19 protein-coding genes and 2 pseudogenes are annotated in these 21,616 nt (G+C 70.5%); 17 read left to right on the forward strand and 4 right to left on the reverse strand.

Annotated elements, in window-relative coordinates:
* Positions 1-17: 17 nt before the first annotated feature.
* Positions 18-1,028: an HWE histidine kinase domain-containing protein gene (locus ACPCJR_RS22405; RefSeq protein ID WP_238231198.1), complete on the reverse strand. Its 1,011-nt coding sequence runs from the start codon at positions 1,026-1,028 to the stop codon at positions 18-20.
* A 362-nt stretch (positions 1,029-1,390) separates the two neighbouring features.
* On the opposite strand from ACPCJR_RS22405, the gene ACPCJR_RS22410 reads away from it, so the two are divergent.
* The 9 genes from ACPCJR_RS22410 to ACPCJR_RS22450 all read left to right on the forward strand — a co-directional run bounded on the left by ACPCJR_RS22410 (position 1,391) and on the right by ACPCJR_RS22450 (position 8,710).
* Positions 1,391-1,618: a hypothetical protein gene (locus ACPCJR_RS22410; RefSeq protein ID WP_163190483.1), complete on the forward strand. Its 228-nt coding sequence runs from the start codon at positions 1,391-1,393 to the stop codon at positions 1,616-1,618.
* Positions 1,619-1,631: 13 nt separating this feature from the next.
* The gene (locus ACPCJR_RS22415; RefSeq protein ID WP_238231196.1) at positions 1,632-2,081 is read left to right on the forward strand and encodes a glutamine amidotransferase-related protein; all 450 of its coding nucleotides are present in this window, start codon (positions 1,632-1,634) and stop codon (positions 2,079-2,081) included.
* A gap of 76 nt (positions 2,082-2,157) precedes the next feature.
* A complete protein-coding gene (locus ACPCJR_RS22420; protein ID WP_238231194.1) occupies positions 2,158-2,508 on the forward strand; it encodes a hypothetical protein in 351 nt (116 codons plus the stop codon).
* 133 nt (positions 2,509-2,641) lie between these two features.
* Positions 2,642-3,346: a guanitoxin biosynthesis heme-dependent pre-guanitoxin N-hydroxylase GntA gene (gntA, locus tag ACPCJR_RS22425; protein WP_238231192.1), complete on the forward strand. Its 705-nt coding sequence runs from the start codon at positions 2,642-2,644 to the stop codon at positions 3,344-3,346.
* Between the two features lie 77 nt (positions 3,347-3,423).
* On the forward strand, positions 3,424-4,527 hold the full coding sequence (locus tag ACPCJR_RS22430; RefSeq protein WP_158022264.1) for a cation:proton antiporter: 1,104 nt from the start codon (positions 3,424-3,426) through the stop codon (positions 4,525-4,527).
* A gap of 11 nt (positions 4,528-4,538) precedes the next feature.
* Positions 4,539-5,246: a hypothetical protein gene (locus ACPCJR_RS22435; RefSeq protein ID WP_238231190.1), complete on the forward strand. Its 708-nt coding sequence runs from the start codon at positions 4,539-4,541 to the stop codon at positions 5,244-5,246.
* A gap of 97 nt (positions 5,247-5,343) precedes the next feature.
* Entirely contained in the window at positions 5,344-6,345 is a 1,002-nt protein-coding gene (locus ACPCJR_RS22440; protein ID WP_012452116.1) for an SDR family oxidoreductase, read from the forward strand.
* A gap of 61 nt (positions 6,346-6,406) precedes the next feature.
* Entirely contained in the window at positions 6,407-7,585 is a 1,179-nt protein-coding gene (locus tag ACPCJR_RS22445; protein ID WP_012452115.1) for a zinc-dependent alcohol dehydrogenase, read from the forward strand.
* Between the two features lie 48 nt (positions 7,586-7,633).
* Positions 7,634-8,710, forward strand: a complete 1,077-nt coding sequence (locus tag ACPCJR_RS22450) for a patatin-like phospholipase family protein (RefSeq protein ID WP_012452114.1) — start codon at positions 7,634-7,636, stop codon at positions 8,708-8,710.
* Here the strand turns inward: ACPCJR_RS22450 and ACPCJR_RS22455 are convergent.
* The 3 genes from ACPCJR_RS22455 to ACPCJR_RS22465 form a co-directional block, all read right to left on the reverse strand.
* The gene (locus tag ACPCJR_RS22455; RefSeq protein ID WP_338101733.1) at positions 8,686-9,273 is read right to left on the reverse strand and encodes a DUF2252 family protein; all 588 of its coding nucleotides are present in this window, start codon (positions 9,271-9,273) and stop codon (positions 8,686-8,688) included. The two genes, ACPCJR_RS22450 and ACPCJR_RS22455, sit on opposite strands and share 25 nt — an antisense overlap.
* 70 nt (positions 9,274-9,343) lie before the next feature.
* A complete protein-coding gene (locus tag ACPCJR_RS22460; protein WP_338101734.1) occupies positions 9,344-9,766 on the reverse strand; it encodes a DUF2252 family protein in 423 nt (140 codons plus the stop codon).
* Complete coding sequence (locus ACPCJR_RS22465; protein ID WP_338101732.1) at positions 9,655-9,888, reverse strand: DUF2252 family protein; 234 nt, start codon at positions 9,886-9,888, stop codon at positions 9,655-9,657. Before ACPCJR_RS22465 ends, ACPCJR_RS22460 begins: the two co-directional genes overlap by 112 nt.
* 196 nt (positions 9,889-10,084) lie before the next feature.
* On the opposite strand from ACPCJR_RS22465, the gene ACPCJR_RS22470 reads away from it, so the two are divergent.
* The 8 genes and pseudogenes from ACPCJR_RS22470 to ACPCJR_RS22505 all read left to right on the forward strand — a co-directional run bounded on the left by ACPCJR_RS22470 (position 10,085) and on the right by ACPCJR_RS22505 (position 21,534).
* Positions 10,085-11,461 (forward strand): deoxyribodipyrimidine photo-lyase, encoded by a 1,377-nt coding sequence (locus tag ACPCJR_RS22470; protein ID WP_041371810.1) that lies wholly within the window; start codon positions 10,085-10,087, stop codon positions 11,459-11,461.
* Between the two features lie 122 nt (positions 11,462-11,583).
* A complete protein-coding gene (locus ACPCJR_RS22475; protein ID WP_012452111.1) occupies positions 11,584-12,522 on the forward strand; it encodes an alpha/beta hydrolase in 939 nt (312 codons plus the stop codon).
* Positions 12,523-12,743: 221 nt separating this feature from the next.
* Positions 12,744-12,980 (forward strand): hypothetical protein, encoded by a 237-nt coding sequence (locus tag ACPCJR_RS22480; RefSeq protein WP_012452110.1) that lies wholly within the window; start codon positions 12,744-12,746, stop codon positions 12,978-12,980.
* Positions 12,981-13,033: 53 nt separating this feature from the next.
* A complete protein-coding gene (locus ACPCJR_RS22485; RefSeq protein ID WP_012452109.1) occupies positions 13,034-13,393 on the forward strand; it encodes a hypothetical protein in 360 nt (119 codons plus the stop codon).
* A gap of 313 nt (positions 13,394-13,706) precedes the next feature.
* Positions 13,707-13,967 (forward strand): annotated as a pseudogene (locus ACPCJR_RS22490) (histidine kinase); the annotation flags it as partial.
* Positions 13,968-14,091: 124 nt separating this feature from the next.
* Positions 14,092-15,957: a PAS domain-containing protein gene (locus ACPCJR_RS22495; protein WP_423452050.1), complete on the forward strand. Its 1,866-nt coding sequence runs from the start codon at positions 14,092-14,094 to the stop codon at positions 15,955-15,957.
* A 143-nt stretch (positions 15,958-16,100) separates the two neighbouring features.
* A pseudogene (locus ACPCJR_RS22500) lies at positions 16,101-18,896 on the forward strand (PAS domain-containing protein).
* Between the two features lie 103 nt (positions 18,897-18,999).
* A complete protein-coding gene (locus ACPCJR_RS22505; RefSeq protein WP_238231185.1) occupies positions 19,000-21,534 on the forward strand; it encodes an ATP-binding protein in 2,535 nt (844 codons plus the stop codon).
* Positions 21,535-21,616: the final 82 nt, after the last annotated feature.

Consider the following 21,616-nt stretch of genomic DNA (forward strand, 5'->3'; position numbering starts at 1 on the left):
GTTTAGGCCGACGCTCCCTAAGGGTGTGACGGCGGCAGGGGCATGCGCACGGACACCCGCAGGCCATCCGGAGCGAAGTCCACATCCACCTCGGCACCCGTCTGGGTGGCCAGGACCTTGTTGAGGAGCCGGTGGCCGAAGCCTTCGCGCGTGGGGTGCGGGTCGGGCGGGCCGTCGTGCTCGCTCCAGTCCCAGCGCAGGGCACGCCCGGCATGCCCATCCTCGACCCACCAGTTCACTTGGAGGCGGCCGTTCGGGTCGGCCAGCGAGCCGTGCCGCAGCGCGTTCGTGGTCAGCTCATGCAACGCCATGCCGACCGGCACGGCGAGCTCGGACGGCAGCACGACCTTGGGGCCCTCCAGGGTGAGGCGCCGCCTTTCGTCGTAGGGGTCGAGCTCCGCCCTCAGCAGTCCCTCGAACGAGGCGGCCTGGGCAAGGTCCTCGGTGATCAGCGCGTGGGTCCGGGCCAACGAGCCGATCCGCCCCGAGAACGCGCGGGTGAACTCGGCGACGGAGAGCGAGGAGCGGGCGGTCGCGTCCACCACCGCCTGGACCGTGGCGAGGGTGTTCTTCACTCGGTGGTGCAGCTCGCGCACCATCAGCGCCTGACGGTCCTCGCCGCCGCGCCGCTCGGTTATGTCGCGTTGGGCCGAGACCCAGTGCGAGATGCCCCCGTCGCCCTCGCGCACGGGCGTGATCAGCCACTCGACGACGTAGGTCGAGCCGTCCTTGCGGTAGTTCACCGCTTCGCCCTGGAACGGCTCGCCAGCGGCAAGGGCGGCGCGCATGCGGTCGAGGACGGCCCGATCCGTTCCGGGCCCCTGCAGAAGACGCGGCGTGAGACCCACGACCTCCTCGGCCCCGTAACCGGTCATGCGCGTGAAGGCGGGGTTCACGTACTCGATGCGCGGTCCCGGTTCGTCGAGGTCGGCCGAGGTGATCACGATGGCCTCGCCGGAGGCTTCGACGGCGGCCTGCAGGAGCCTTGGGTCCGGCTTGCCCGCCGTCGCGATGTCCCGAACCTCCAACGCCCCCTCCCGAACGGCCCCGTCCCAAGAGGCTGTCGGTAGAACCGTATTCATCGCCTCAGGTTGCCAACCTGCGTCGCCGGTGCACCGCACGCCTGGCCGCGCTAGCCGGACCGCCGCAGGCCCGGCAGATGGCACCGACGCCGACCACCCCAGCTCGCCGCATGGGCTTCCCCCCGCGTAAGGGCGAGACGCCGGCATGGATGGGTGGCTCGATGTCCCTTCGGCGGCGGAGGGCAAGCCGGCCTGGGCCCCTAGGAGATACAGCGTGACGCACGCGCCTCCGCAAACCCTTCGCCGCCACGGGTGTTGTCCGACATGACCTCGCGCGACGAGGGCGGACTTGGTTCCAAGGAGGTGCCATGACGGTCGGTCACGAGGAGGGTTGCCGTTACCTGCGGGAGCTGAAGGTGATGACCTCCTTCCGTCCGATCCCCGTCATTCCCAACCTGGAGGTCGCGCTGTTCCAGCGGTTGCAGGCTTTCGAGGTGGAAGCCAAGGCGGCCGGCGCCCCCAGGGAGGTCCTGAGCGCCATCGCGGCCGCACGCCTAGACCTGCGGCCGTGGCTCGGCTTGCCACGCGGCCACTGAGAACTGGGCTGCCGTGAATTCAACCCAATCGTCGTCGCGCTTCCTGGTGGCCGAGAGCGAGACGCCCGAGGCGCGTAAGAAGCGTCGCGAGAGCGTCGGCCGCTCCTCTGGCGAGACCTACCTCGACATCCTGCGCAGGCTCGCTCCCGGGGCCACCTGCGACCGCATCCAGCCGGCCGACGCCGATGCGGCTCTCCCACCCGGGGACAGCTTGGCCGAATACGACGCGGTGTTCCTCACGGGCTCGCCACTGCATCTCTACGAGGAGACGCCGGAGACCCGGCGAACGGTCGCCTTCATGCGGAGCGTGTTCGCTTCGGGCACGCCGGCCTTCGGCTCCTGCGCCGGGCTGCAGGTCGCGAAGGTCGCCGCCGGCGACAGCGTGCGCCCGAACGCGAGAAGGTTGGAGGCAGGGTTCGCGCGGCGGATCACGCCGACGGCGGATCACGCCGACGGCGGATGAGCGGTCACATCCACTGCTGGCGGGTCGGCCGGCGGCCTTCGACGCGCCGGCTATCCACACCGACGAGGTCGACGCGTTGCCACCGGGGGCCACTCTGCTCGCCGGCAATCGCCTCACTGCCGTGCAGGCCGCCGAGATCCGCTTCGACGGCGGCGTGTTCTGGGGTGTGCAGTACCATCCCGAGACCGGCCTGGACGAAGTGGCCGGTGCCCTGCGCCGACAGGCGGATAGCTTGGTCGAGGCCGGGCTCGCACGGGGCGAGGACGACGTGGAAGCCTACGCGCTGCAGGTCGATGCCTTGCACCGCGAGCCAAACCGGCGCGACCTCGCCTGGCGCCTCGGCCTGGACGAGCAGGTCACCGACGAGCGGCTCAGGCTGGCCGAGATGCGCAACTTCATCGGGGCGCTCGTCCGGCCCGGGCGGTGAGGGCTGACATCTGTGGATAGGCAGGACACCTCCCAGCCCGCGCGGAACGCGGCCTGCGGGGGACCGTTGCCTGTTGCCGCGGCGCCTCGTGCCGGTTCCGCGGGCATCTTTGCGACCTGCGTGCCGAGTTCCGATGCAACTGCCCCGAGACGATACCAACCATCCGCAGGCGGAAGCCTTCCGGGCCTTCATCCGCGACGCCGGCTTCCCCTGCGTCGGCGCCAAGTCGGCCCTGACCAAGGGCCAGATGCGGGTGCTGGTCGCCCGCGACATCACCTCGGCCTGGGACGACATGCGCATCTACCCGGCCTTGATGGCCTTCGCGGCGCGCTACCGCCGACAACCGGACCTGTTCCAGAGCTTCGCCGTCGTCTTCGAGGGGCCGAGCGACCTGGACGAGGAAGGATTCGAGCGGCACCTTTGGAACCGTGTGCAGTCCCTCGCCGACAAGGACGCCTGGCTCGGCCACCCCTGGGACGGGCGCGTCGCCCCCGAGCCGGACAGCCCACACTTCTCCCTGAGCTTCGCCGGCGAGGCGTTCTTCGTGGTCGGCCTGCACCCGAACGCCAGCCGGCCCGCCCGGCGGTTCTCGTCGCCGGCCCTGGTTTTTAACCTGCACGCCCAGTTCGAGCAGCTGCGCGAGGCCGGGCGCTACGAGAAGCTGCGCTCCTCCATCCTGCAGCGGGACGAGGCGCTGGCCGGATCGGTGAACCCGATGTTGGCCCGGCACGGCGAGGTGTCCGAGGCGCGCCAGTACAGCGGCCGGGTCGTGGACGAGGAGTGGCGATGCCCGTTCCGCCCGCGTGCGACGGACACCACCGCCTCCGGTACGGCCTGAGGCGACGTTGGCAGGGACCTCCGGCGCCGGGAGACGTTTCCCGAGCCGGCAGGGGCGCGCTCAAGGGAGCTTCGCGAATGGAACAGGGTGTGGCGACGGCGGTGCTTTGCATCGTCGCGGGCGGCATCGCAGCCCAGGTCATCGCTTCCCGTTTCCGCATTCCGGCCATCGTCCTCCTCCTCGGGCTCGGCTTCCTCGTCGGGCCGGTGCTCGGCCTCCTCCATCCGTCCCAGGCGTTCGGGCCAAACCTCCGTCCCCTGATCGGCCTGGCCGTGGCCATCGTGGTGTTCGAGGGCGGCCTCGCGCTCGACTTCCGCGAGTTGCGTGCCGCCGGCGAGGGCGTGCTCCGGCTCACCGCCATCGCCCTGCCCATCAACTTCGTGTTGGGCACGGTCGCCGCCCACCTCGTCGGCGGCATGCTCTGGGGGCCGTCGGCTGTGTTCGGGGCCATCCTTGTGGTGACCGGCCCGACCGTCATCCTGCCGCTGCTGCGCCACGCCCGCCTGGAGCGGCGCTCCGCCGCATTCCTGAGGTGGGAAGCCATCGTCAACGACCCGGTCGGCGCCATCCTGACCGCCATCGTCATCGAGATCCTGGTCGGCCTACCGCATCGGTCGGGCGAGGAGGCCGTGACGGACCTCGCGCTGCACCTCGCGGAAGGCGCCGGGGCCGCCGCGGTCCTCGGGGTCGGCTCGGCCTTCCTCGTGGCCTGGGCGTTCCGGCGCGACCTTGTCCCGGAGACCCTGAAGACGCCGCTCCTGCTGGCGCTGGCGCTCGTCGCCTACGCGGTGCCGAACCTCCTGATGCACGAGGCCGGGCTGATCGGCGCGACCGTGTTCGGCATCGCGCTCGCAAACCTGCACGTCCCGGGCATCGCAGAATTGCGCCGCTTCAAGGAGGCGCTGGTCGTCCTCCTGGTCTCCTGCCTCTTCGTCGTCCTCACCGCCGACCTCGACCTCACGGTGCTGGGCAAGCTCTCCCTGCCGGTCATCGCGTTGACGGCCACGACGCTGTTCGTGGTGCGGCCGGCGGCGCTTTGGCTGGCCACGTGGCGCAGCGACCTGACCTGGCGCGAGCGCCTGTTCGTCGGGTGGATCGGCCCGCGCGGCATCGTGGCGGCCGCGGTCGCCGGCCTCGCCGGCCCCAGGCTCAGCGAGGCGGGCTATGCGGGAGGCACCTGATCCAGCCGACGGTGTTCGCCGTCATCGTCGCGACCGTGCTCGCCCATGGGTTCTCGCTCGCGCCGCTGGCACGCCGGTTCGGGCTCTCGGTCGCCGCGGATGCGGAGCGGCTTGCCGTCGTCGGCGCCTCGCCCTGGTCAAGCGACCTCGCCCTGGCGCTGCACCGCGCCGGCGTGCCGGTGCTGCTGGTCGACACCTATCCCGGGGCCTTACGCGCGGCCCGGGCTGGCGGGGTGCCGACGCTGCAGGCTGAGCTCCTGTCGCGCGAGGCCGAGGAAGGGCTTGCCGACCAACCGCCGGACCGGCTGCTCGCGGCGACCCGGGACGAGCTCTACAACGCGCTCGTCTGCACGCGCCTCGCGCCGGAACTCGGCCGCGAGCGGGTCTACCAACTCGCGCCGTCCGCGGACCACCTCCTGCACGCGGAGACCGGCGTGAGCCGGGACTCGCGCGGGAAGGTGCTGGCGAACGGGTTCGACTTCGAGGCCCTGGCAGGGAGACACGCCGCCGGCTGGCGGTTCGTGATCGAGCTAGCCGGCTCAGAGGTCCGCGACGCGCGGTGCCTGCTCGTCATCCGGTCGGACGGGAGCCTCGACTTCCCCTCGCCGGACCACGAGATGGCCCGGACGGCGGACGGCGACCGTCTGCTCCTGCCAGCTCCCTCAGACGGGGCGCGTCATGGCGACGTCCGCGAGCCGGTCATGGCCGGCACGGCCTAGACCCGAAGGCACGGAACGCGCTGGGGCTGCAACGCTTCGGCGTCTGGCGCGTAGACATGCCGGGCACCGTTCAGGGTCGACAAGGAGCGAACCGGACATGGCGCATAAGGCGCTGCGCGAGCAGGTCATCGTCGTCACAGGCGCGTCGAGCGGCATCGGCTTGGCCACCGCCCACATGGCCGCCAAGCGCGGCGCCCGGGTGGTGCTCGCCGCGCGCAGCCAGGACGTGCTCGCCCGGGTCGCCGACGAGCTCGGCCCGAACGCAACCTATGTCGTCGCCGACGTAGGCCGGCGCGAGGACGTCCAGGCCATCGCCGACAAAGCAATCGCGACGTTCGGCGGCTTCGACACCTGGGTCAACGTCGCCGGCCTGACCGTCTACGGGCCGTTGCGCGAGATCGCCTACAAGGATCACGAGCGCCTGATCCAGACCAACCTCTGGGGTACGGTGAATGGCTCTCTGATGGCCGTCGAGCACCTGCGGAAACGCGGTGGCGCGCTGATCAATGTCGGCAGTATCGCATCCGACCTCGCCTTCCCGTTTCAGGGCCTTTACGCGACCTCGAAGCACGCGGTGAAGGGTTTCACCGACACCTTGCGCATGGAGCTCATCGCGGACCGGGCGCCGGTCTCGGTCACCCTCGTGAAGCCGGCGTCCATCGACACGCCGCTGCCGCAGCGTGCCCGCAACTACATGGACCGCGAGCCGACGCTGCCGCCGCCGATCTACCCGCCCGAGGAGGTGGCCAACGCCATCCTGCACGCCGCCGTGCACCCGCAGCGGGACATCTTCGTGGGCGGCGGCGGCAAGATGTTCGTGATGGGCAAGGAGTTCGCGCCGGGCGCCTACGACGAGCTGGCGCCGGCCATCATCGCCTTGCAAAAGCGTGCCGAGGAGCCGCGGGACCCGCAGGGCGCCCTCCATGCGCCGCGGCATGCCGGCGAGGTTCGCGGCGACCCGCCCGTCTACGTCGTGCGCACCAGCGCCTACACTCGGGCGACCTTGCACCCGCTGGCGACCGCCAGCGTGGTCGCCGCCGGCCTGGCCGCGACGGCCGCCGTGATCTTCGGCACGCGACCCAGGCAGCGCCGTCGCTGACCGGGTACGCGCCCGGATTACTGACCGAAACCGAACCCCCAACGAACGGAAGCGACCGACCATGAAAGCACTCACGTGGCAGAGCCGGGGCAAGATCACCTGCGAGACCGTGCCCGACCCCAAGATCGAGCACGGGCGCGACGTCATCATCAAGGTGACCGCCTGCGCAATCTGCGGTTCGGACCTGCACCTCATGGGCGGGTTCATGCCCACCATGGAATGCGGCGACGTCCTCGGCCACGAAACCATGGGCGAGGTCATCGAGGTCGGAAAGGACAACGCGAAGCTCAAGGTCGGCGACCGCATCGTGGTGCCCTTCACCATCTGCTGCGGCGAGTGCCGGCAGTGCAAGTGGGGCAACTGGAGCTGCTGCGAGCGCACCAACCCGAACGGCAAGCTCCAGGCCGAGACCTACGGCTACCCGCTCGCCGGCCTGTTCGGGTTCTCCCACATCACCGGCGGCTACGCGGGCGGCCAGGCCGAGTACCTGCGGGTGCCCTACGCCGACGTCGGGCCCATCGTGGTGCCCGAGGGCCTCACCGACGAGCAGGTGCTGTTCCTGTCCGACATCTTCCCAACCGCCTACCAGGCCGCCGAGCACTGCGACATCGGTCCTGAGGACACCGTCGCCATCTGGGGCTGCGGCCCGGTTGGCGTGCTGGCGGTGAAGTGCTGCTACCTGCTCGGTGCCAAGCGCGTCATCGCCATCGACAGCGTGCCCGAGCGCCTGGCGCTCGCCCGCGAGGCCGGCGCGGAGACCATCGACCTGTCCAAGGAGAACGTGCAGGACACGCTGATGGAGATGACCAAGGGCCTCGGCCCGGACTCGGTCATCGAGGCGGTCGGCATGGAATCCCACGGGGCGGACACCACGCTGCAGAAGGTCACCTCGGCCATCATGGAGCACACGGTCAGCCTTGAGCGGCCTTATGCGCTCAACCAGGCCATCCTCGCCTGCAGGCCCGGCGGAAACGTCTCGATGCCGGGCGTGTTCGCGGGTCCCGTCGGTCCCGTCGCCCTCGGCATCCTGATGAACAAGGGCCTGACCCTGAAGACCGGCCAGACCCACATGGTGAGGTACATGAAGCCGCTGCTGGAGCGCATACAGAACGGCGACATCGACCCCTCCTTCATCATCAGCCACCGCTCGACGAACCTTGAGGAGGGCCCGGCGCTGTACGACCTGTTCCGGGACAAGAAGGACAACTGCACCAAGGTCGTGTTCAAGCCGCACGGCTGACGCCACCCGGGTCATGGCCGGCGACGGCCTCAACGCACGAAGGCACGGATGTTGGACGACACACGCGACCTGGCCCTGGTCTTCGCCGGCGGCAACGCCGTCGGCGCCTACCATGCCGGGACCTACGAGGCGCTGCACGGCCACGGGCTCCGGCCCGATTGGGTCGTGGGCGCCTCCATCGGCGCGGTGACTGCCGCCATCGTCGCGGGCAACGCCCCCGAGGACAGGGTCGCCAAGCTCCGGGCGTTCTGGGACGAGGCGACCCTGGCCACGGGCCCGAGCCCGACCGGGCTGCTCAAGCCGCGCCAGGTCTACAACGGCCTGCACGCCCTCCTGGCGCTCGCCTGGGGGCGACCGAGCATATTCGGCCACCGGTTACCCGGCCTATGGTCGGCCCTCCCATGGGTGCCGAATGACGTGGCCCTGTTCGACAACAAGCCCCTGCTGCGGACCCTGGAGCGCCTCATCGACTTCGAGCGGCTGAACCGAGGCGGCACGCGCCTAACGGTGGGCTGCGTCGATATCGAGACCGGCGAGGAGGTCTACTTCGATACCGCACGCCAGGAGGTCCGGCCCGAGCACATCCTCGCCAGCACGGCCATCCTGCCCGCCTTTCCGCCCGTCGAGGTGGATGGCCGGGTCCTATGCGACGCGGGCTACACCAACAACCTGCCCCTCGACCCGCTCTTCGAGAACGAGCCGGAGCGGGACCTTCTCTGCATCGCCTCCGACCTGTTCTCCCTGCGAGCGCCGCGACCCGCCTCCCTCGACGCGGTTCTGGAGCGCGCCAACGACCTCATCTTCGCCAGCCCCCCGCGTCGGGCGATTGCGGGGCTGAGGCGAGAGTACGCGCTGCGGGAGCGGCTCGATCCCGCGGGACCGGCGGTGACGCTGCTTCACCTCGTCTACCAGACCGGCGCGGACGAGCTCGCGGCCAAGAGCTTCGACTTCTCGCCGTCTTCCATCCGCGACCGCTGGGCCGCAGGCCGCCGCGACGCGGAGCACGGCCTGGGGCTGCTGGGGCCCGGGAAGCGCGCGGGCGGCCGGTTCGGCTACCTGACCCTCCCGGACGGCCTCGTAGCGCCGAAGGCCACTACGCCTCAAGCGGCCTCCGCGGTCGCGTAGCGGAGACAGTGCTGGAGGTAGCCGACCTCGTGCCGGCCCGCGAGCTCGACTACGCTCGACCAGAGCCAACTCGGCGCCTGCGACCCGCCGTCCGTGCCTCGCAGGACCTCGTCACGCCAGCCCGAACGGGTGGCCTCGTCCATCTGCCAGCCGTGCGCATTGCCGACGACGTGGGCGAGGTAGTGCGCCGCCCGCACGGCCTCCTCGCGGCTGAACTGGTCGATGTCGAGTTTGAGGTCCTGGGGCGCGAGCTCGCGCATCACCACCGGCTTGCCGAGGAGGCTCACCGGCAGCATGCGCTCGCCCAGGTTCGGCGAGAGCGCCCGCGCCCCGGCCACGACGCGCTCGGCCGGGTCGGCGGGCATCTCCGCGCCCGGGGTTGCCGGTGCGGCGGGCTCGACGGCCTCCTTGAGGTCGACGAGCGCGAGCCTCCGCTTGCCCTGGTCCTCGATGCGCACGAGCGCGGCGTAGCGCAGGAACCCGAGTGAGGAGCAGCCCTTCATCCAGTACGCCGCGTCGATCAGGCGGACCATCGACTGGCCGCCGCGTCGGTTCAGCGCCAGGTACGAGGCTGCGCACCCGCTCCTCCTCGAACAGGCCTTGCAAGGCGCCCCGCTCTACATCGTCGAGCGCTCAGAACTTGCGACCGAGCGGGATGGAGGGCTCGACGTCCTTCAGACGCTCGCGGGCGAGGTGCTTCCACTCGCGTCCGAGGGCGCGCCGGCGCACGGTGCGCACCACGTCCGGCTCGGGCGGCGCCCCGTCCGCCTTGAAGCCAGCGAGGCCCTGCGCGTAGCCGCGGACCATCTCCTCCAGCATCCGGGCGGTGACCACGCCGGGCAGGTCGGAGCCGCGCGCGGCGCTCGCCAGCGACAAGCCGAGGCGAACGAGGTCGTGGGTCGGGTTGCCGACGACGGTCTGGTCGATGTCGCGGATCTGGATGTCTACACGCCCCTCCGCGTCGGCCAGCGGGCCCAGGTTGCCGAGATGGCAGTCGCCGCAGATCCAGACCGGAGGCCCTCCGGCAGGGTGCCGCGCGGGAGCCCATCGAGCCAGTCGTAGAACTGCAGGGTGTTGCCGCGGACGTAGGCGTGGGCCGACTTCGCCATCTTCAGCGTACGCTGCCGCTCCAGCACGGCGGCGCGTTCCTCAGGTCCGTAGCTTCCGGTCTCAGGCATCCCACCACCTACGCACACAAGGACCACCCCTGGCCGTGCCCATCAACGCACGAGAACATGTGGGCAACATGCGCTGTTTCGTCTTCGCTGTGGATTACCGAGGCGTGCCGCGCGTGCGGCGCGTTCTCGGTCGAGCCGCCCTATGTGGGAGGAGGCCGCCGGCCATTCGCCCACGCCGACACGGAATCCGTCGCGCATGATCCAGCCAACCCGCATCAAGCCGCTCAACGACCTGCCCGCGCGGGATGGCGCTTCCTACGTCCTGTACTGGATGGGGCTGTCCCAGCGCGCCCGCTTCAACCCGGCCCTGGAATACGCCGTCGAGGAGGCCAACGGGCGCGGGCTGCCGGTGCTGGTCTGCTACGGGCTCGCCGAGGGCATTCCCGAGGCGAACGCCCGCCACTGGGCCTTCCTGCTGGAGGGCATGGCCGAGGTCGGGCCTGAGCTCGCCAAGCGCGGCATCGCCTACGTCGCGCGCCGGCAGCCGCCGGTCGAGACCGCGCTCCTTTACGCGGCGGACGCGGCGCTCGTGATCTGCGACCGCAACTACCTGAAGCCGGTGCGTCGCTTCTACGCCGACTTCGCCGCCCGGGCGCCCTGCCGCGTGGTGCAGGTCGAGGGCGAGGTTGTGGTGCCCGTCGAGACCGCCTCGCCCAAGCACGAGGTCGCTGCCCGCACCCTGCGGCCCAAGATTCGCCGGCTCCTGCCCGAATACCTCGTGCCGCTGGAGGAACGGTCGGTCGCCCATCGGGCCGACCATCTCAGCTTCGAGAGCACGCTCGACCTCTCGGACGTGCCGAGGCTCGTTGCCAGCCTGAAGGCCGACCAGAGCGTGCGGCCGGTGCGACGCTTCAAGGGCGGCACCACGCAGGCCGAGGCGACGCTGAGCCACTACCTGGACGCCCGCTTCAACCACTATGCCCAGATCAGGGGGCGGCCGGAGGCAGGCGCGGCCTCGCACATGAGCCCGTACCTGCACTACGGCCAGATCTCGCCGGTCGCTATCGCGCTCAAGGTCCAGGCTGCCGCGACGGGCGGCGAGGACGACAAGGCGGCGTACCTGGAGGAGCTCATCGTCCGGCGCGAGCTCGCGATGAACCACATCTACTACGAGCCGAACTACGATTCCTACGAGGCCGCGCCGGCCTGGGCGCGCAAGACGCTGGATGCGCATCGCGGCGATCCGCGGCCTTACCTCTACACGCCCGAGCAGTTCGAGCGCGGGGAGACGCACGACCGCTACTGGAACGCGGCCATGATGGAGATGCGCGAGACCGGCTACATGCACAACCACATGCGCATGTATTGGGGCAAGAAGATCCTGGAGTGGTCGGCGTCGCCCGAGGAGGCGTTCGAGACGGCGCTGCGGCTGAACAACAAGTATTTCATCGACGGTCGCGACGCGAACTCGTTCACGAACGTGACCTGGCTCTTCGGCCTGCACGACCGCCCCTGGGGCCCGCGGCCAGTGTACGGGAACGTGCGCTCGCTGGGAGCGGCGACGCTCAAGAAGTTCGACGCAGACGGCTACGTGCGCGAGGTCGAGCGCCTCGCCGCCGAGGAGCGTTCCTGACCCGATCATCCAGGAAACGAGCCTCGTGCATCGGATTCCTGGGCATCCGCGTTACTGCACGGCTCCGGGACGCGTCGCAACACTCCGGGCCGCGTCGACACAACGAGGAGGCACCAGCCGTCATGGAGCCGGGTCGCGTCGTCATCGGCATCCACGGCCTCGCGAACAAACCGCCGGCCGACGAGAAGACGCGGTGGTGGAAGGCAGCCATCGCGGAAGGCTTGGCCCGCAACGAAGGGCTGGTCGATCCCGACTTCCTCTTCGAGTTCGTCTACTGGGCCGACTTGCGCTACGACGCGCCGCTTCCGGAGGACGACAATCGCGAGCCGTATCGTCCCTACGCCGGAGCCGGTCCGCTTCCCGGAGGCGAGGACGCACCGTCGGTCACGGCGAAGGATGTACTGGCACCCGTCTACGCCGGCATCGACCTCATCGAGGAGGCGACCGGCGTCACGCTCGTGGACGACGTCATCCTGGAACACCGCTTCGACGACCTCTGGCACTACCACTCGGAAGCGGGTTTCGCCCGCGACGTGCGGGCCCGGCTCATCGAGAGGCTGCGGGCGTACCGCGACCGTCGCATCCTGCTCGTGGCGCACTCGATGGGATCGGTGATCGCCTACGATGCGCTGCGGCTGCTGGAGCGCGAGGATCCCTCCCTGAAGGTCGAGCACCTCGTCACGGCCGGCTCTCCATTGGGCCTCGCCAAGGTGAAGCTCAAGTTCGAGGCCGAGCATGGGGCGATCAGGGTGCCGAACAACGTCTCGGCCTGGACCAACCTTGCCGACGGCGAGGACGTGGTCGCCATCATGGGGGCGCTCGACGCGGATTACGGGTCGAGCGACACCGGCGTGAGCATCGTCGACCGGCGGGTCGTGAACGGCTACCTGCGGCCCAACGGCGAGGCGAACCACCACAAGTCCTACGGTTACCTCCGCACGCCGGAGTTCTCGCGCGTGGCCCGTGCCTTTGCCGCGGTCCGAGACGAGGAGCGCTCCGAATGCGTTCAACCGCGCTTGCTAGCGTTTGCACCTCCTGAGGGCCTTGCCGCCACGGCATGAACGTGCACGCACGGCGGACGAGCCGGCGACACAGGTATACGCAGATGCCTGCGGCAGCGCTGGCCGAGCCGCTGCGGATCACGTGGCCGGTCTGCGCGCGGGCGATGACTTGGACGGCGGAGCCGGCGCGCTCCGTCGCCCGCGAGCCTTGCCTTTGAGGCTACTTGGGCGATCACTGTTCGGCAGGGCCCCGCTGGGGCGGCATGCCCGGAGCCGCATCGATGAAGGCCGGGAACGACAACCGCGTGGTACTTCTGGGCCTCGACCAGGCGCCCTGGGGCGTGGCGCTCGGGCATGACGCTGCGGCCGAGCATGTCGGCGATTGCGTTGGGCTGCGCGACTGGCTTGGGGTGCCCGACGACGCGGCGACGGTCGAGGACGGCCTCTGCCGCCCGAAAGGGCCAAGCCCCGATGGGTCCTCGTCCAGCACGACGACCCCAAGCTCGCGACCCTGCTGATCCTCAACGACCCCTTCGCCACCGATTGGCGGGCGAAGCAGAGGGGCATCCGGTTGCGCGACCTTCGGGACGGCGAGGCCTTCCACGGCGCGATCCAGGCGGACGACGCCCTCGTCACGGCGTACGACCAGGATGCCCTGGCGCTGGCGGCCTTCAGGCCCGCCGACCGCCAGCTTCTCGCGGACATGGCCGGTGCCCTGGTGGCCGGACGCCTTGCGTTCGCCGACGGCGGCGAGGTCGGGGTCGGCCCCGTGCTCGTGCTGGCCGACCGGGTCCCCGCGGACGCCTTGCTCCGGGCCATCGCGTCGACCGCGGCGTCCGGCACGCCGTACGGGGACGACGACGGCATCGTGTACGAGGTTCGGTCCCCTTGGAGCCTGGAGCCCCGCACATCGCCGGGACCCATCCGATAAGCCCGTCCGGCGGCAGACCGATGCGGGTAGCTGGGGATCCGTTGGTGCCGGGCGCGCAAGGGACGCGTACGATTCGAGAACGGGCTTGTGCCGTGTGCGGCATCTCTCCCACAAGAGGGGCCTGACTGCATGGGACGACAACCCCGGGATGGACGGCGAGCCGGCGAAAACAACGAACCTGTTTCCGGGCGGCGGCGGGATGGCCGCCCGGATGCGGGCGCACGACTGGTCCGCCACCGTCCTCGGGCCCGCCGAGGCGTGGCCGGCGGCGCTCGCCACCCTGGTGGGCGTCGCGCTCCAGGCCGCGGCCCCGATGGCGCTCTACTGGGGGCCCGACCTCGCCATCCTCTACAACGACGCCTGGGGCGCGCTCGTCGGAGGCAAGCATCCCGGCGCGCTGGGCCGCCCGGCGCGGGAGGTGTTCCCGGAGGCATGGCAGGAGCTCGAACCCATGTTCGCCCGGGTGCTCGCCGGCGAGGGCGCCGTGGAGGTGCAGGACCAGCGGCTGGTGCTCGACCGGGACGGCACGCCCGACGAGGTCTTCTTCACATACAGCCTCAACCCGGTCCTGGGTGCGGACGGGCGCGCCGCGGGCATCCTCAACGTGGCGCAGGAGACGACCGCGCGGGTGCGCGCCGCGGCCGGGTTGATCGAGAGCGAGGAGTGCTTCCGCTCCTTCGCGGAGAACTCGGCCGACGGTGCTCTGGATCGCCGACCCCGCGGGCGGCCGGCTGGAGTGGCTGAGCCCGGCCTACGAGCGGGTCTGGGGCGACCGGCGCGAGCTGGTGATGGGCGACCTCGGACGCTGGGCCTCGCTGGTGCACCCTGACGACCGTGCGCGCGCCTTCGCGGCCATGCCGCGCCTGCTTTCCGGCGAGACACACACGGTCGAGTACCGCATCGTGCGGCCCGAGGACGGGGCCGTGCGCCACATCCGCGACACCGGCTTCCCGATCCGCGACGCGGAGGGCTGCCTCCGGCATCTGGGCGGCATCGCGCAGGACGTCACCGAGGAGCACGCCCGCGAGGAGGCGCTGGAGCGGCGCATCGCCGAGCGCACGGCCGAGCGCGACCGGGTCTGGCGCAACTCGCGCGACCTGCTCGTCGTGGTCGGCGTCGACGGCGTCTTCCGCGCGGTCAACCCGGCCTGGAGGACGATCCTGGGCCACGACCCAGCGGAGGTGGTGGGCCGCAGCTTCCAAGAATTCGTCTGGCCCGAAGACGACGTCGTGACGCGCACGGCGCTGTCCTACGCCGCCACGGACGACGACCTCACCGCCTTCGAGAACCGCTACCGGCACGAGGACGGGACGCCGCGCTGGATCTCGTGGCACACCGCCACCGAGGGCGACATCGTCTACGCCTACGGACGCGCTGTCACCGCCGAGAAGGAGCGCGCGGTCGCCCTGCACGAGGCGGAGGAGGCGCTGCGCCAGTCGCAGAAGCTGGAGGCCATCGGGCAATTGACCGGTGGCGTGGCGCACGACTTCAACAACCTGCTGACCATCATCCGCTCGTCGGTCGACTTCCTGCGCCGGCCCGACTTGGCCGAGGCCCGCAAGGCCCGCTACCTCGACGCGGTCTCGGACACCGTCGACCGGGCCGCCAAGCTGACCGGGCAGCTGCTCTCCTTCGCGCGACGGCAGGCGTTGAAGGCGGAGGCGTTCGACCTCGTTGCCGTTCTGCGCGGCGTGGCCGAGATGCTCGACACGGTCACGGGCGCGCGCATCCGGGTCGTCACCGAATTGCCGGATGCGCCCTGCTTCGTGCGCGCCGACCGCAGCCAGTTCGAGACCGCGCTGGTGAACATGTCCGTCAACGCCCGCGACGCGATGGACGGAGAGGGCACTTTGACGCTGCGCCTGGCCTGCGGGGTCGGCAAGCCCGCCATCCGCGGACATGCCCCAGCGCCCGAGCCCTTCGCCGCCGTGTCCATGACGGACACCGGCTCCGGCATCCCGGCCGACGTGGTCGGGCGCATCTTCGAGCCGTTCTTCACCACGAAGGAGGTCGGCAAGGGGACCGGGTTGGGCTTGAGCCAGGTGTTCGGCTTCGCCAAGCAGTCCGGCGGTGACGTCGACGTCGCGAGCGCACCCGGACGCGGCTCGACCTTTACCCTGTACCTGCCGCAGGTCGACGCCGCCCGGGGCGAGGAGCTGCGGACCGTGGAGCCCGACGCCGCGGACGGCGGCACGGGCCAGCGCGTGCTTGTCGTCGAGGACAACGTGGAGGTGGGGCGTTTCGCAACCCAGATCCTGGAGGACCTCGGCTACGAGACGACCTGGGCGGCGAACGCCGGAGAGGCCCTGGCGCATCTCGGCCCGGACGGCGCGGGGTTCGACGCGGTGTTCTCGGACGTGGTGATGCCGGGCATGAACGGGGTTGAGCTTGCGCGCGAGATCCGGCGCCGCTTCCCGAGCCTTCCGGTGGTCCTGGCGTCCGGCTACAGCCACGTGCTGGCGCAGGAGGGCGGCCACGGCTTCGAGCTCCTGCACAAGCCCTACTCGGCCAGGCAGCTCTCGCACATCCTGCAGCGCGTGACCGGGGGGCGCGGCGGCCCGTGACGGCAGGACCCGAGCTCAACGACCCTGCCACACGGAGCGCCGCAAACTCGCCACCACCACGTATCATGGCCCCCACCGAATCCTTGGCCGGGGGGAAGACAACCCTGCCCGCCGCTTTCCCGATCCAGGCCCCACCGCAGAGCATGTCCGAGACCTCCCCATCCACGACCGCCGCCTTTCTGTCGGGAGGCGGGCAGATGGGGGAGCGCATGCGGGCCAACGACTGGTCGTCCTCGCCGCTCGGTTGGCCGGAAACCTGGCCGCAGGCGCTGCGCTCGGTCGCGAGCCTGATGCTCGGCTCCAGGTTCCCGATGTTCGCCGCCTGGGGGCCGGACCTCGCCTTCGTCTACAACGACGCCTACGCGGAGATCCTGGGCGACAAGCACCCGGCTGCCCTCGGTCGCCGCTTCCGCGAGATCTGGCCCGAGATCTGGGAGGCCATCACGCCCTTCGTCGACAGCGCGATGGCCGGCGAGGCGACCTGGGCCGAGAACCTGCCGTTCACGATGAACCGCCACGGCTACGACGAGCAGACCACCTTCACCTTCTCCTATTCGCCGATCCGGAACGAGGACGGCACGGTGGGCGGCATGTTCTGCTCCTGCACCGAGACCACAGCCAGGGTCAGGGCCGAGGAGGCCCTGCGCGCCAGCGAGGCACGGGCCTCGGGCTTGCTGGAGGGCATGGGCGAGGGCTTCATGCTCCTCGACCAAGACTTCCGCATCCTCCAGATGAACGCCGAGGGCCTCCGGCTGGAGGAGAGGCCGCCGGATCAGGTCGTCGGCCGCTCGCACTGGGAGGTCTACCCGGGCTCCGAGGCCATGCCCATCGGGCAGATGTACCTGCGCGTGATGCGGGAGCGCGTCTCACGGACGCTGGAGCACCGCTATGTCTGGCCGGATGGGCACGCCGTCTGGCTGGAGGTGCGCGCCTACCCGCACCCGGAGGGGCTAGCGCTGTTCTACCGCGACGTGACCGAGCGCCGGGAGCGCGAGGACGCGCTGCGCGAGGCCGAGGCGCGGTTCCAGACCATCGCCAACTCCATCGACCAGATGGTTTGGTCGACGAGGGCGGACGGCTACCACGACTACTACAACCAGCGTTGGTACGACTTCACCGGCGTGCCGGCTGGCACCACGGACGGCGCGGCGTGGGAGGGCATCGTCCATCCCGACGACCGGGAACGGACCTGGGAGGTGTGGAGCGCGTCCCTCGCGAGCGGCGAGCCCTACCGGATCGAGTACCGCCTACGCCACCATACCGGGCAGCATCGATGGACGCTCGGCCGCGCCCTGCCGATGCGCGACGCCACAGGGCAGGTCACCCGCTGGTTCGGGACCTGCACCGACATCCAGGACATCGTCGAGGCGCGGGACGTGCTCGCACGCTCGCGTGAGGAGCTCGAAGGCCTCGTCACCGAGCGCACCGCCGACCGCGACCGCATGTGGCGGCTCTCCACCGACATCATGCTCGTCGCGCGCTACGACGCCACCATCGAGGCGGTGAATCCGGCCTGGACGACGCTGCTCGGCTGGGACGAGCGCGACCTCGTCGGCGGCGCGTTCATGGATCTCGTTCACCCGGACGACGTCGCGCCCACGCTAGCCGAGGTCGGCGAGTTGTCCGAGGGCCGGACCACCCTGCGCTTCGAGAACCGCTACCGGCACAAGGACGGCAGCTACCGCTGGCTCTCGTGGACAGCCGTACCAGCCGAGGACCGCATCCACGCGGTCGGGCGGGACGTCACGGCCGAGAAGGAGGCGGCGCAGGCGCTCGCCGAGACCGAGGAGGCGCTGCGGCAATCGCAGAAGATGGAGGCGGTGGGCCAGCTCACCGGCGGCATCGCCCACGACTTCAACAACCTGCTCACCGGCATATCCGGCAGCCTGGAACTGCTGCAGACGCGCATGAGCCAGGGCCGCCTGACCGAGATCGACCGGTACATGACGGCCGCGCAAGGGGCGGCCAAGCGGGCCGCCGCGCTGACGCATCGCCTGCTCGCCTTCTCGCGGCGGCAGACCCTCGAACCGAGACCGACCGACGTGAATGGCCTCATCCATGGCATGGAGGAACTCATCCGCCGGACCGTGGGCCCGGCCGTCCACATCGAGGTGGTCGGCGCAGGCGGCCTCTGGCCGGCGCTGGTGGACCCGGGCCAGCTTGAGAACGCGCTGCTGAACCTGTGCATCAACGCCCGCGATGCCATGCCCGAGGGCGGACGCATCACGGTCGAGACTGCAAACCGGTGGCTCGACCACCATGCCGCCCGCGAACGCGACCTGCCACCGTGACAATACCTATCGCTCTGCGTCACCGACACCGGCACGGGGATGAGCGCGGATGTGGTCGCCAAGGCGTTCGACCCGTTCTTCACCACCAAGCCCATCGGCCAGGGTACCGGACTTGGTCTCAGCATGATCTACGGCTTCGCCAAGCAGTCCGGCGGGCAGGTGCGCATCTACTCGGAAATCGGGCAGGGCACGACCGTGTGCCTGTACCTGCCGCGCCACCACGGCGACGTCTCCGCCGCCGGGGACCTTCCGGACCTCGCCGACGCGCCCAGGGCCGAGCCAGGGGAGACGGTGCTCGTCGTCGACGACGAGCCGTCCGTGCGCATGCTGGTGGCCGAGGTGCTGGAGGACCTGGGCTACGCGGCCATCGAGGCGGCGGACGGCCCGTCCGGCTTGCGGGTGCTGCAGTCGGACGCGCGCGTCGACCTGCTGATCACCGACGTGGGCCTGCCCGGCGGCATGAACGGTCGGCAGGTGGCGGACGCGGCCCGGGTGACACGGCCCGGCCTGAAGGTGCTCTTCATCACCGGCTACGCCGAGAACGCGGCGGTGGGTAACGGCTACTTGGAGCCCGGCATGCAGGTGCTCACGAAGCCGTTCGTGATGGAGGCCTTGGCGTCGCGTATCCGGGACATGATCGAGGCGTGACCCATATCTGTCGGCTGCGACGAGGTTTGAGGGAGCGGGGACGCGTGGCGGCCATGGCCGAGGCATGGAGGGATAGGTGCGACGCGGAGAAGGGTAGCGGACAATGACCCTTGCTGAAGCCGCGGCCACGCTGTTCCGGGGTACTGGGGAGGTCCGGGCGCTCGCGCGCGGCCTCGACTGGTCGGCGACGCCTCTTGGTCCCGTGGCCGCCTGGCCGCAGAGCCTGCGCTCGACCGTTCGCACGCTCCTGTCCTCGCAGTACCCGATGATCCTGACGTGGGGCCCCGAGTTCACCCAGGTCTACAACGACGCCTACGCCAAGCTCATCGGCGCCGGGCACCCCAACGCGCTCGGCGGCGACATCCGTGTCACGCTGGCGGCGTCCTGGGACACGCTTGGCCCGATGATCGCCCGCGTGATGCAGACCGGCGAGGCCAACTGGACGGCGGCCCTGCCGCTCTTGATGGAGCGGGCCGGCTACCGGGAGGAAGCCTACTTCAGCGTCTCTCATGCGCCGGCCGAGGACGACGACGGCCGCATCGTCGGCATGCTGGCGGTGTGCAGCGAGGTCACCGCCCAGGTCGTGGGCGAGCGTCGGCTCGGCCTGCTGCGCGACCTGGCGGCCAACGCGGGCGAGACCCGTAACGTCGACGCGACCTGCGCGGACGTAGCCCGCGCGCTGTCCGGCGAGAGGCTCGACGTGCCCTTCGCGCTCGTCTTCCTGCGCGAGCCCGACGGCAGCCTGCGTCAGGGCGCGGCTGTCGGAATCGATGCCGCCCATCCCCTGGCCTCGGCGGAGGCAGGGGCGACCTGGCCCTTTGAGCGGGCGCTCGCGGGCGAGACCGTAGGGGTGGGCGGCCTCGGCACGACCCTCGGCATGGCGGGAGGGTTGTGGGGCGACCCCGTGGAGGACGCGCTGGTCGTGCCGCTCGCGGGCGAGGCCGGCTCGGAGCCGCTGGGCGTGCTGATCCTCGGCGTGAGCCCGAGCCGCGCGCTCGACGAAGGCTACAGGGGCTTCCTCGATCTCGTGGCGGGGCAGGTCTCGACGGCGCTCCGCAATGCGCGCGCCTACGAGGAGGAGCGGCGACGCGCCGAGGCCCTGGCCGAACTTGACCGCGCCAAGACGCGGTTCTTCTCCAACGTCAGCCACGAGTTCCGCACCCCGTTGACCTTGATGCTCGGCCCCCTTGAGGAGGCCTTGCGGGACCCCGGCATCGCGCCCGGGAGCCGCAAGGAGCTTGAGGTGGCCCACCGGAACGCCCTCCGGCTACTCAGGCTCGTCAACACCTTGCTCGACTTCTCGCGCGTCGAGGCCGGACGCGTCGAGGCGACCTTCGCGCCGGCCGACCTCGCGGCCCTGACGGCGGACTTGGCGAGCACCTTCCGCTCGGCGGTCGAACGGGGCGGCCTTGCCCTACGCGTCGACTGCCTTCCGCTTCCAGAGACCGTCTTCGTCGACCGGGACATGTGGGAGAAGGTCGTCCTCAACCTGTTGTCCAACGCCTTCAAATTCACCTTCCACGGCAGCATCGACGTCCGGCTCGGGCCGGGTCCGGCAGACGTATGCCTGACGGTGGCCGACACCGGTGTCGGAATTCCCGCCGAGGCGTTGCCGCACGTCTTTGACCGCTTCCACCGCATCGAGGGCACCCGCAGCCGCTCGCACAAGGGCTCGGGGATCGGCCTCGCGCTCGTGCGCGACCTCGTCTCCCTCCACGGCGGGGACGTCGAGGTTCGCAGCACGCTTGGTCAGGGCACGACCTTCACGGTGACCCTTCCCTTCGGGCGCTCCCACCTGCCCGCTGACAGGGTCGTCGAGGCAGGGGCGGCACCCGACGAAGGCCAGGCCCGCGGTTACGTCGAGGAAGCCTTGCGATGGCTGCCCCAAGTGCCGTCCAACGTCGTATCCCTTCGGGGCTCGCTCGAAGAGGCACCCTCCGGGGATGGTCGGCCCCGCATCGTCCTGGCCGATGACAACGCCGACATGCGTGCCTACGCCGAGCGCCTGCTCGGGCGGGACCACCAAGTGGTCGCGGTCGGTGACGGCGCCGCCGCCCTGGAAGCGTTGCGCAAGGCGCCGGCGGACCTGCTGCTCACCGATGTGATGATGCCGGTGCTCGACGGCATCGCGCTGACCCGGGCAGTCCGGGCCGATCCCGCCCTACGCACGGTGCCGGTGATCATGCTCTCCGCCCGCGCGGGCGCCGAGGCCGGCGTCGAGGGATTGGAGGCCGGCGCGGACGACTACCTCGTGAAGCCGTTCTCGGCGCGGGAGCTCCAGGCGCGCGTCCGGGCCAACCTGGAGCTGTCGCGCCTCCGTGCCGAGGCACAGGAACAGGCTGTGCAAACGCGCAAGATGGACGCCATCGAGCAACTGACGGGAGGCGTCGCGCACGACTTCAACAACCTGCTCGCCGCGGTGATGGGCTCCTTGGAGCTTGCCGAGCGCAAGGTCACGGACGAGCGCGCGTTGCGTCTCCTGCACAATGCCATGCAGGCCGCGCAGCGCGGTGCCAGGCTCACTGAGCAACTGCTCGCCTTCTCTCTCAAGCAGCGCCTGGAAGCACACCCCGTCGACCTCAACGGCGTGCTCTCCGCCATGGCCGAGCAGCTACACCGGACCTTAGAGCCTGTTTGAGGACGAAACCTCAGGCTGGATTGTTGAGGGCGTTGGCGGCCATGAGGCAGGCGACGCAGGCAAGACGGCCGGTCGCGACATC

It is taken from the genome of Methylobacterium sp. NPDC097929 (assembly GCF_049543375.1).
Lineage (GTDB): Bacteria > Pseudomonadota > Alphaproteobacteria > Rhizobiales > Beijerinckiaceae > Methylobacterium.

Bases quoted from the DNA above. Each gene is read 5' to 3' on its own strand.
- ACPCJR_RS22465 (WP_338101732.1), bottom strand. From the start codon at position 9,888: ATGCCTGAGACCGGAAGCTACGGACCTGAGGAACGCGCCGCCGTGCTG.
- ACPCJR_RS22410 (WP_163190483.1), top strand. From the start codon at position 1,391: ATGACGGTCGGTCACGAGGAGGGTTGCCGTTACCTGCGGGAGCTGAAG.
- gntA (WP_238231192.1), top strand. From the start codon at position 2,642: ATGCAACTGCCCCGAGACGATACCAACCATCCGCAGGCGGAAGCCTTC.
- ACPCJR_RS22470 (WP_041371810.1), top strand. From the start codon at position 10,085: ATGATCCAGCCAACCCGCATCAAGCCGCTCAACGACCTGCCCGCGCGG.
- ACPCJR_RS22505 (WP_238231185.1), top strand. From the start codon at position 19,000: ATGACCCTTGCTGAAGCCGCGGCCACGCTGTTCCGGGGTACTGGGGAG.
- ACPCJR_RS22450 (WP_012452114.1), top strand. From the start codon at position 7,634: ATGTTGGACGACACACGCGACCTGGCCCTGGTCTTCGCCGGCGGCAAC.
- ACPCJR_RS22475 (WP_012452111.1), top strand. From the start codon at position 11,584: ATGGAGCCGGGTCGCGTCGTCATCGGCATCCACGGCCTCGCGAACAAA.
- ACPCJR_RS22480 (WP_012452110.1), top strand. From the start codon at position 12,744: ATGAAGGCCGGGAACGACAACCGCGTGGTACTTCTGGGCCTCGACCAG.
- ACPCJR_RS22440 (WP_012452116.1), top strand. From the start codon at position 5,344: ATGGCGCATAAGGCGCTGCGCGAGCAGGTCATCGTCGTCACAGGCGCG.
- ACPCJR_RS22445 (WP_012452115.1), top strand. From the start codon at position 6,407: ATGAAAGCACTCACGTGGCAGAGCCGGGGCAAGATCACCTGCGAGACC.
- ACPCJR_RS22430 (WP_158022264.1), top strand. From the start codon at position 3,424: ATGGAACAGGGTGTGGCGACGGCGGTGCTTTGCATCGTCGCGGGCGGC.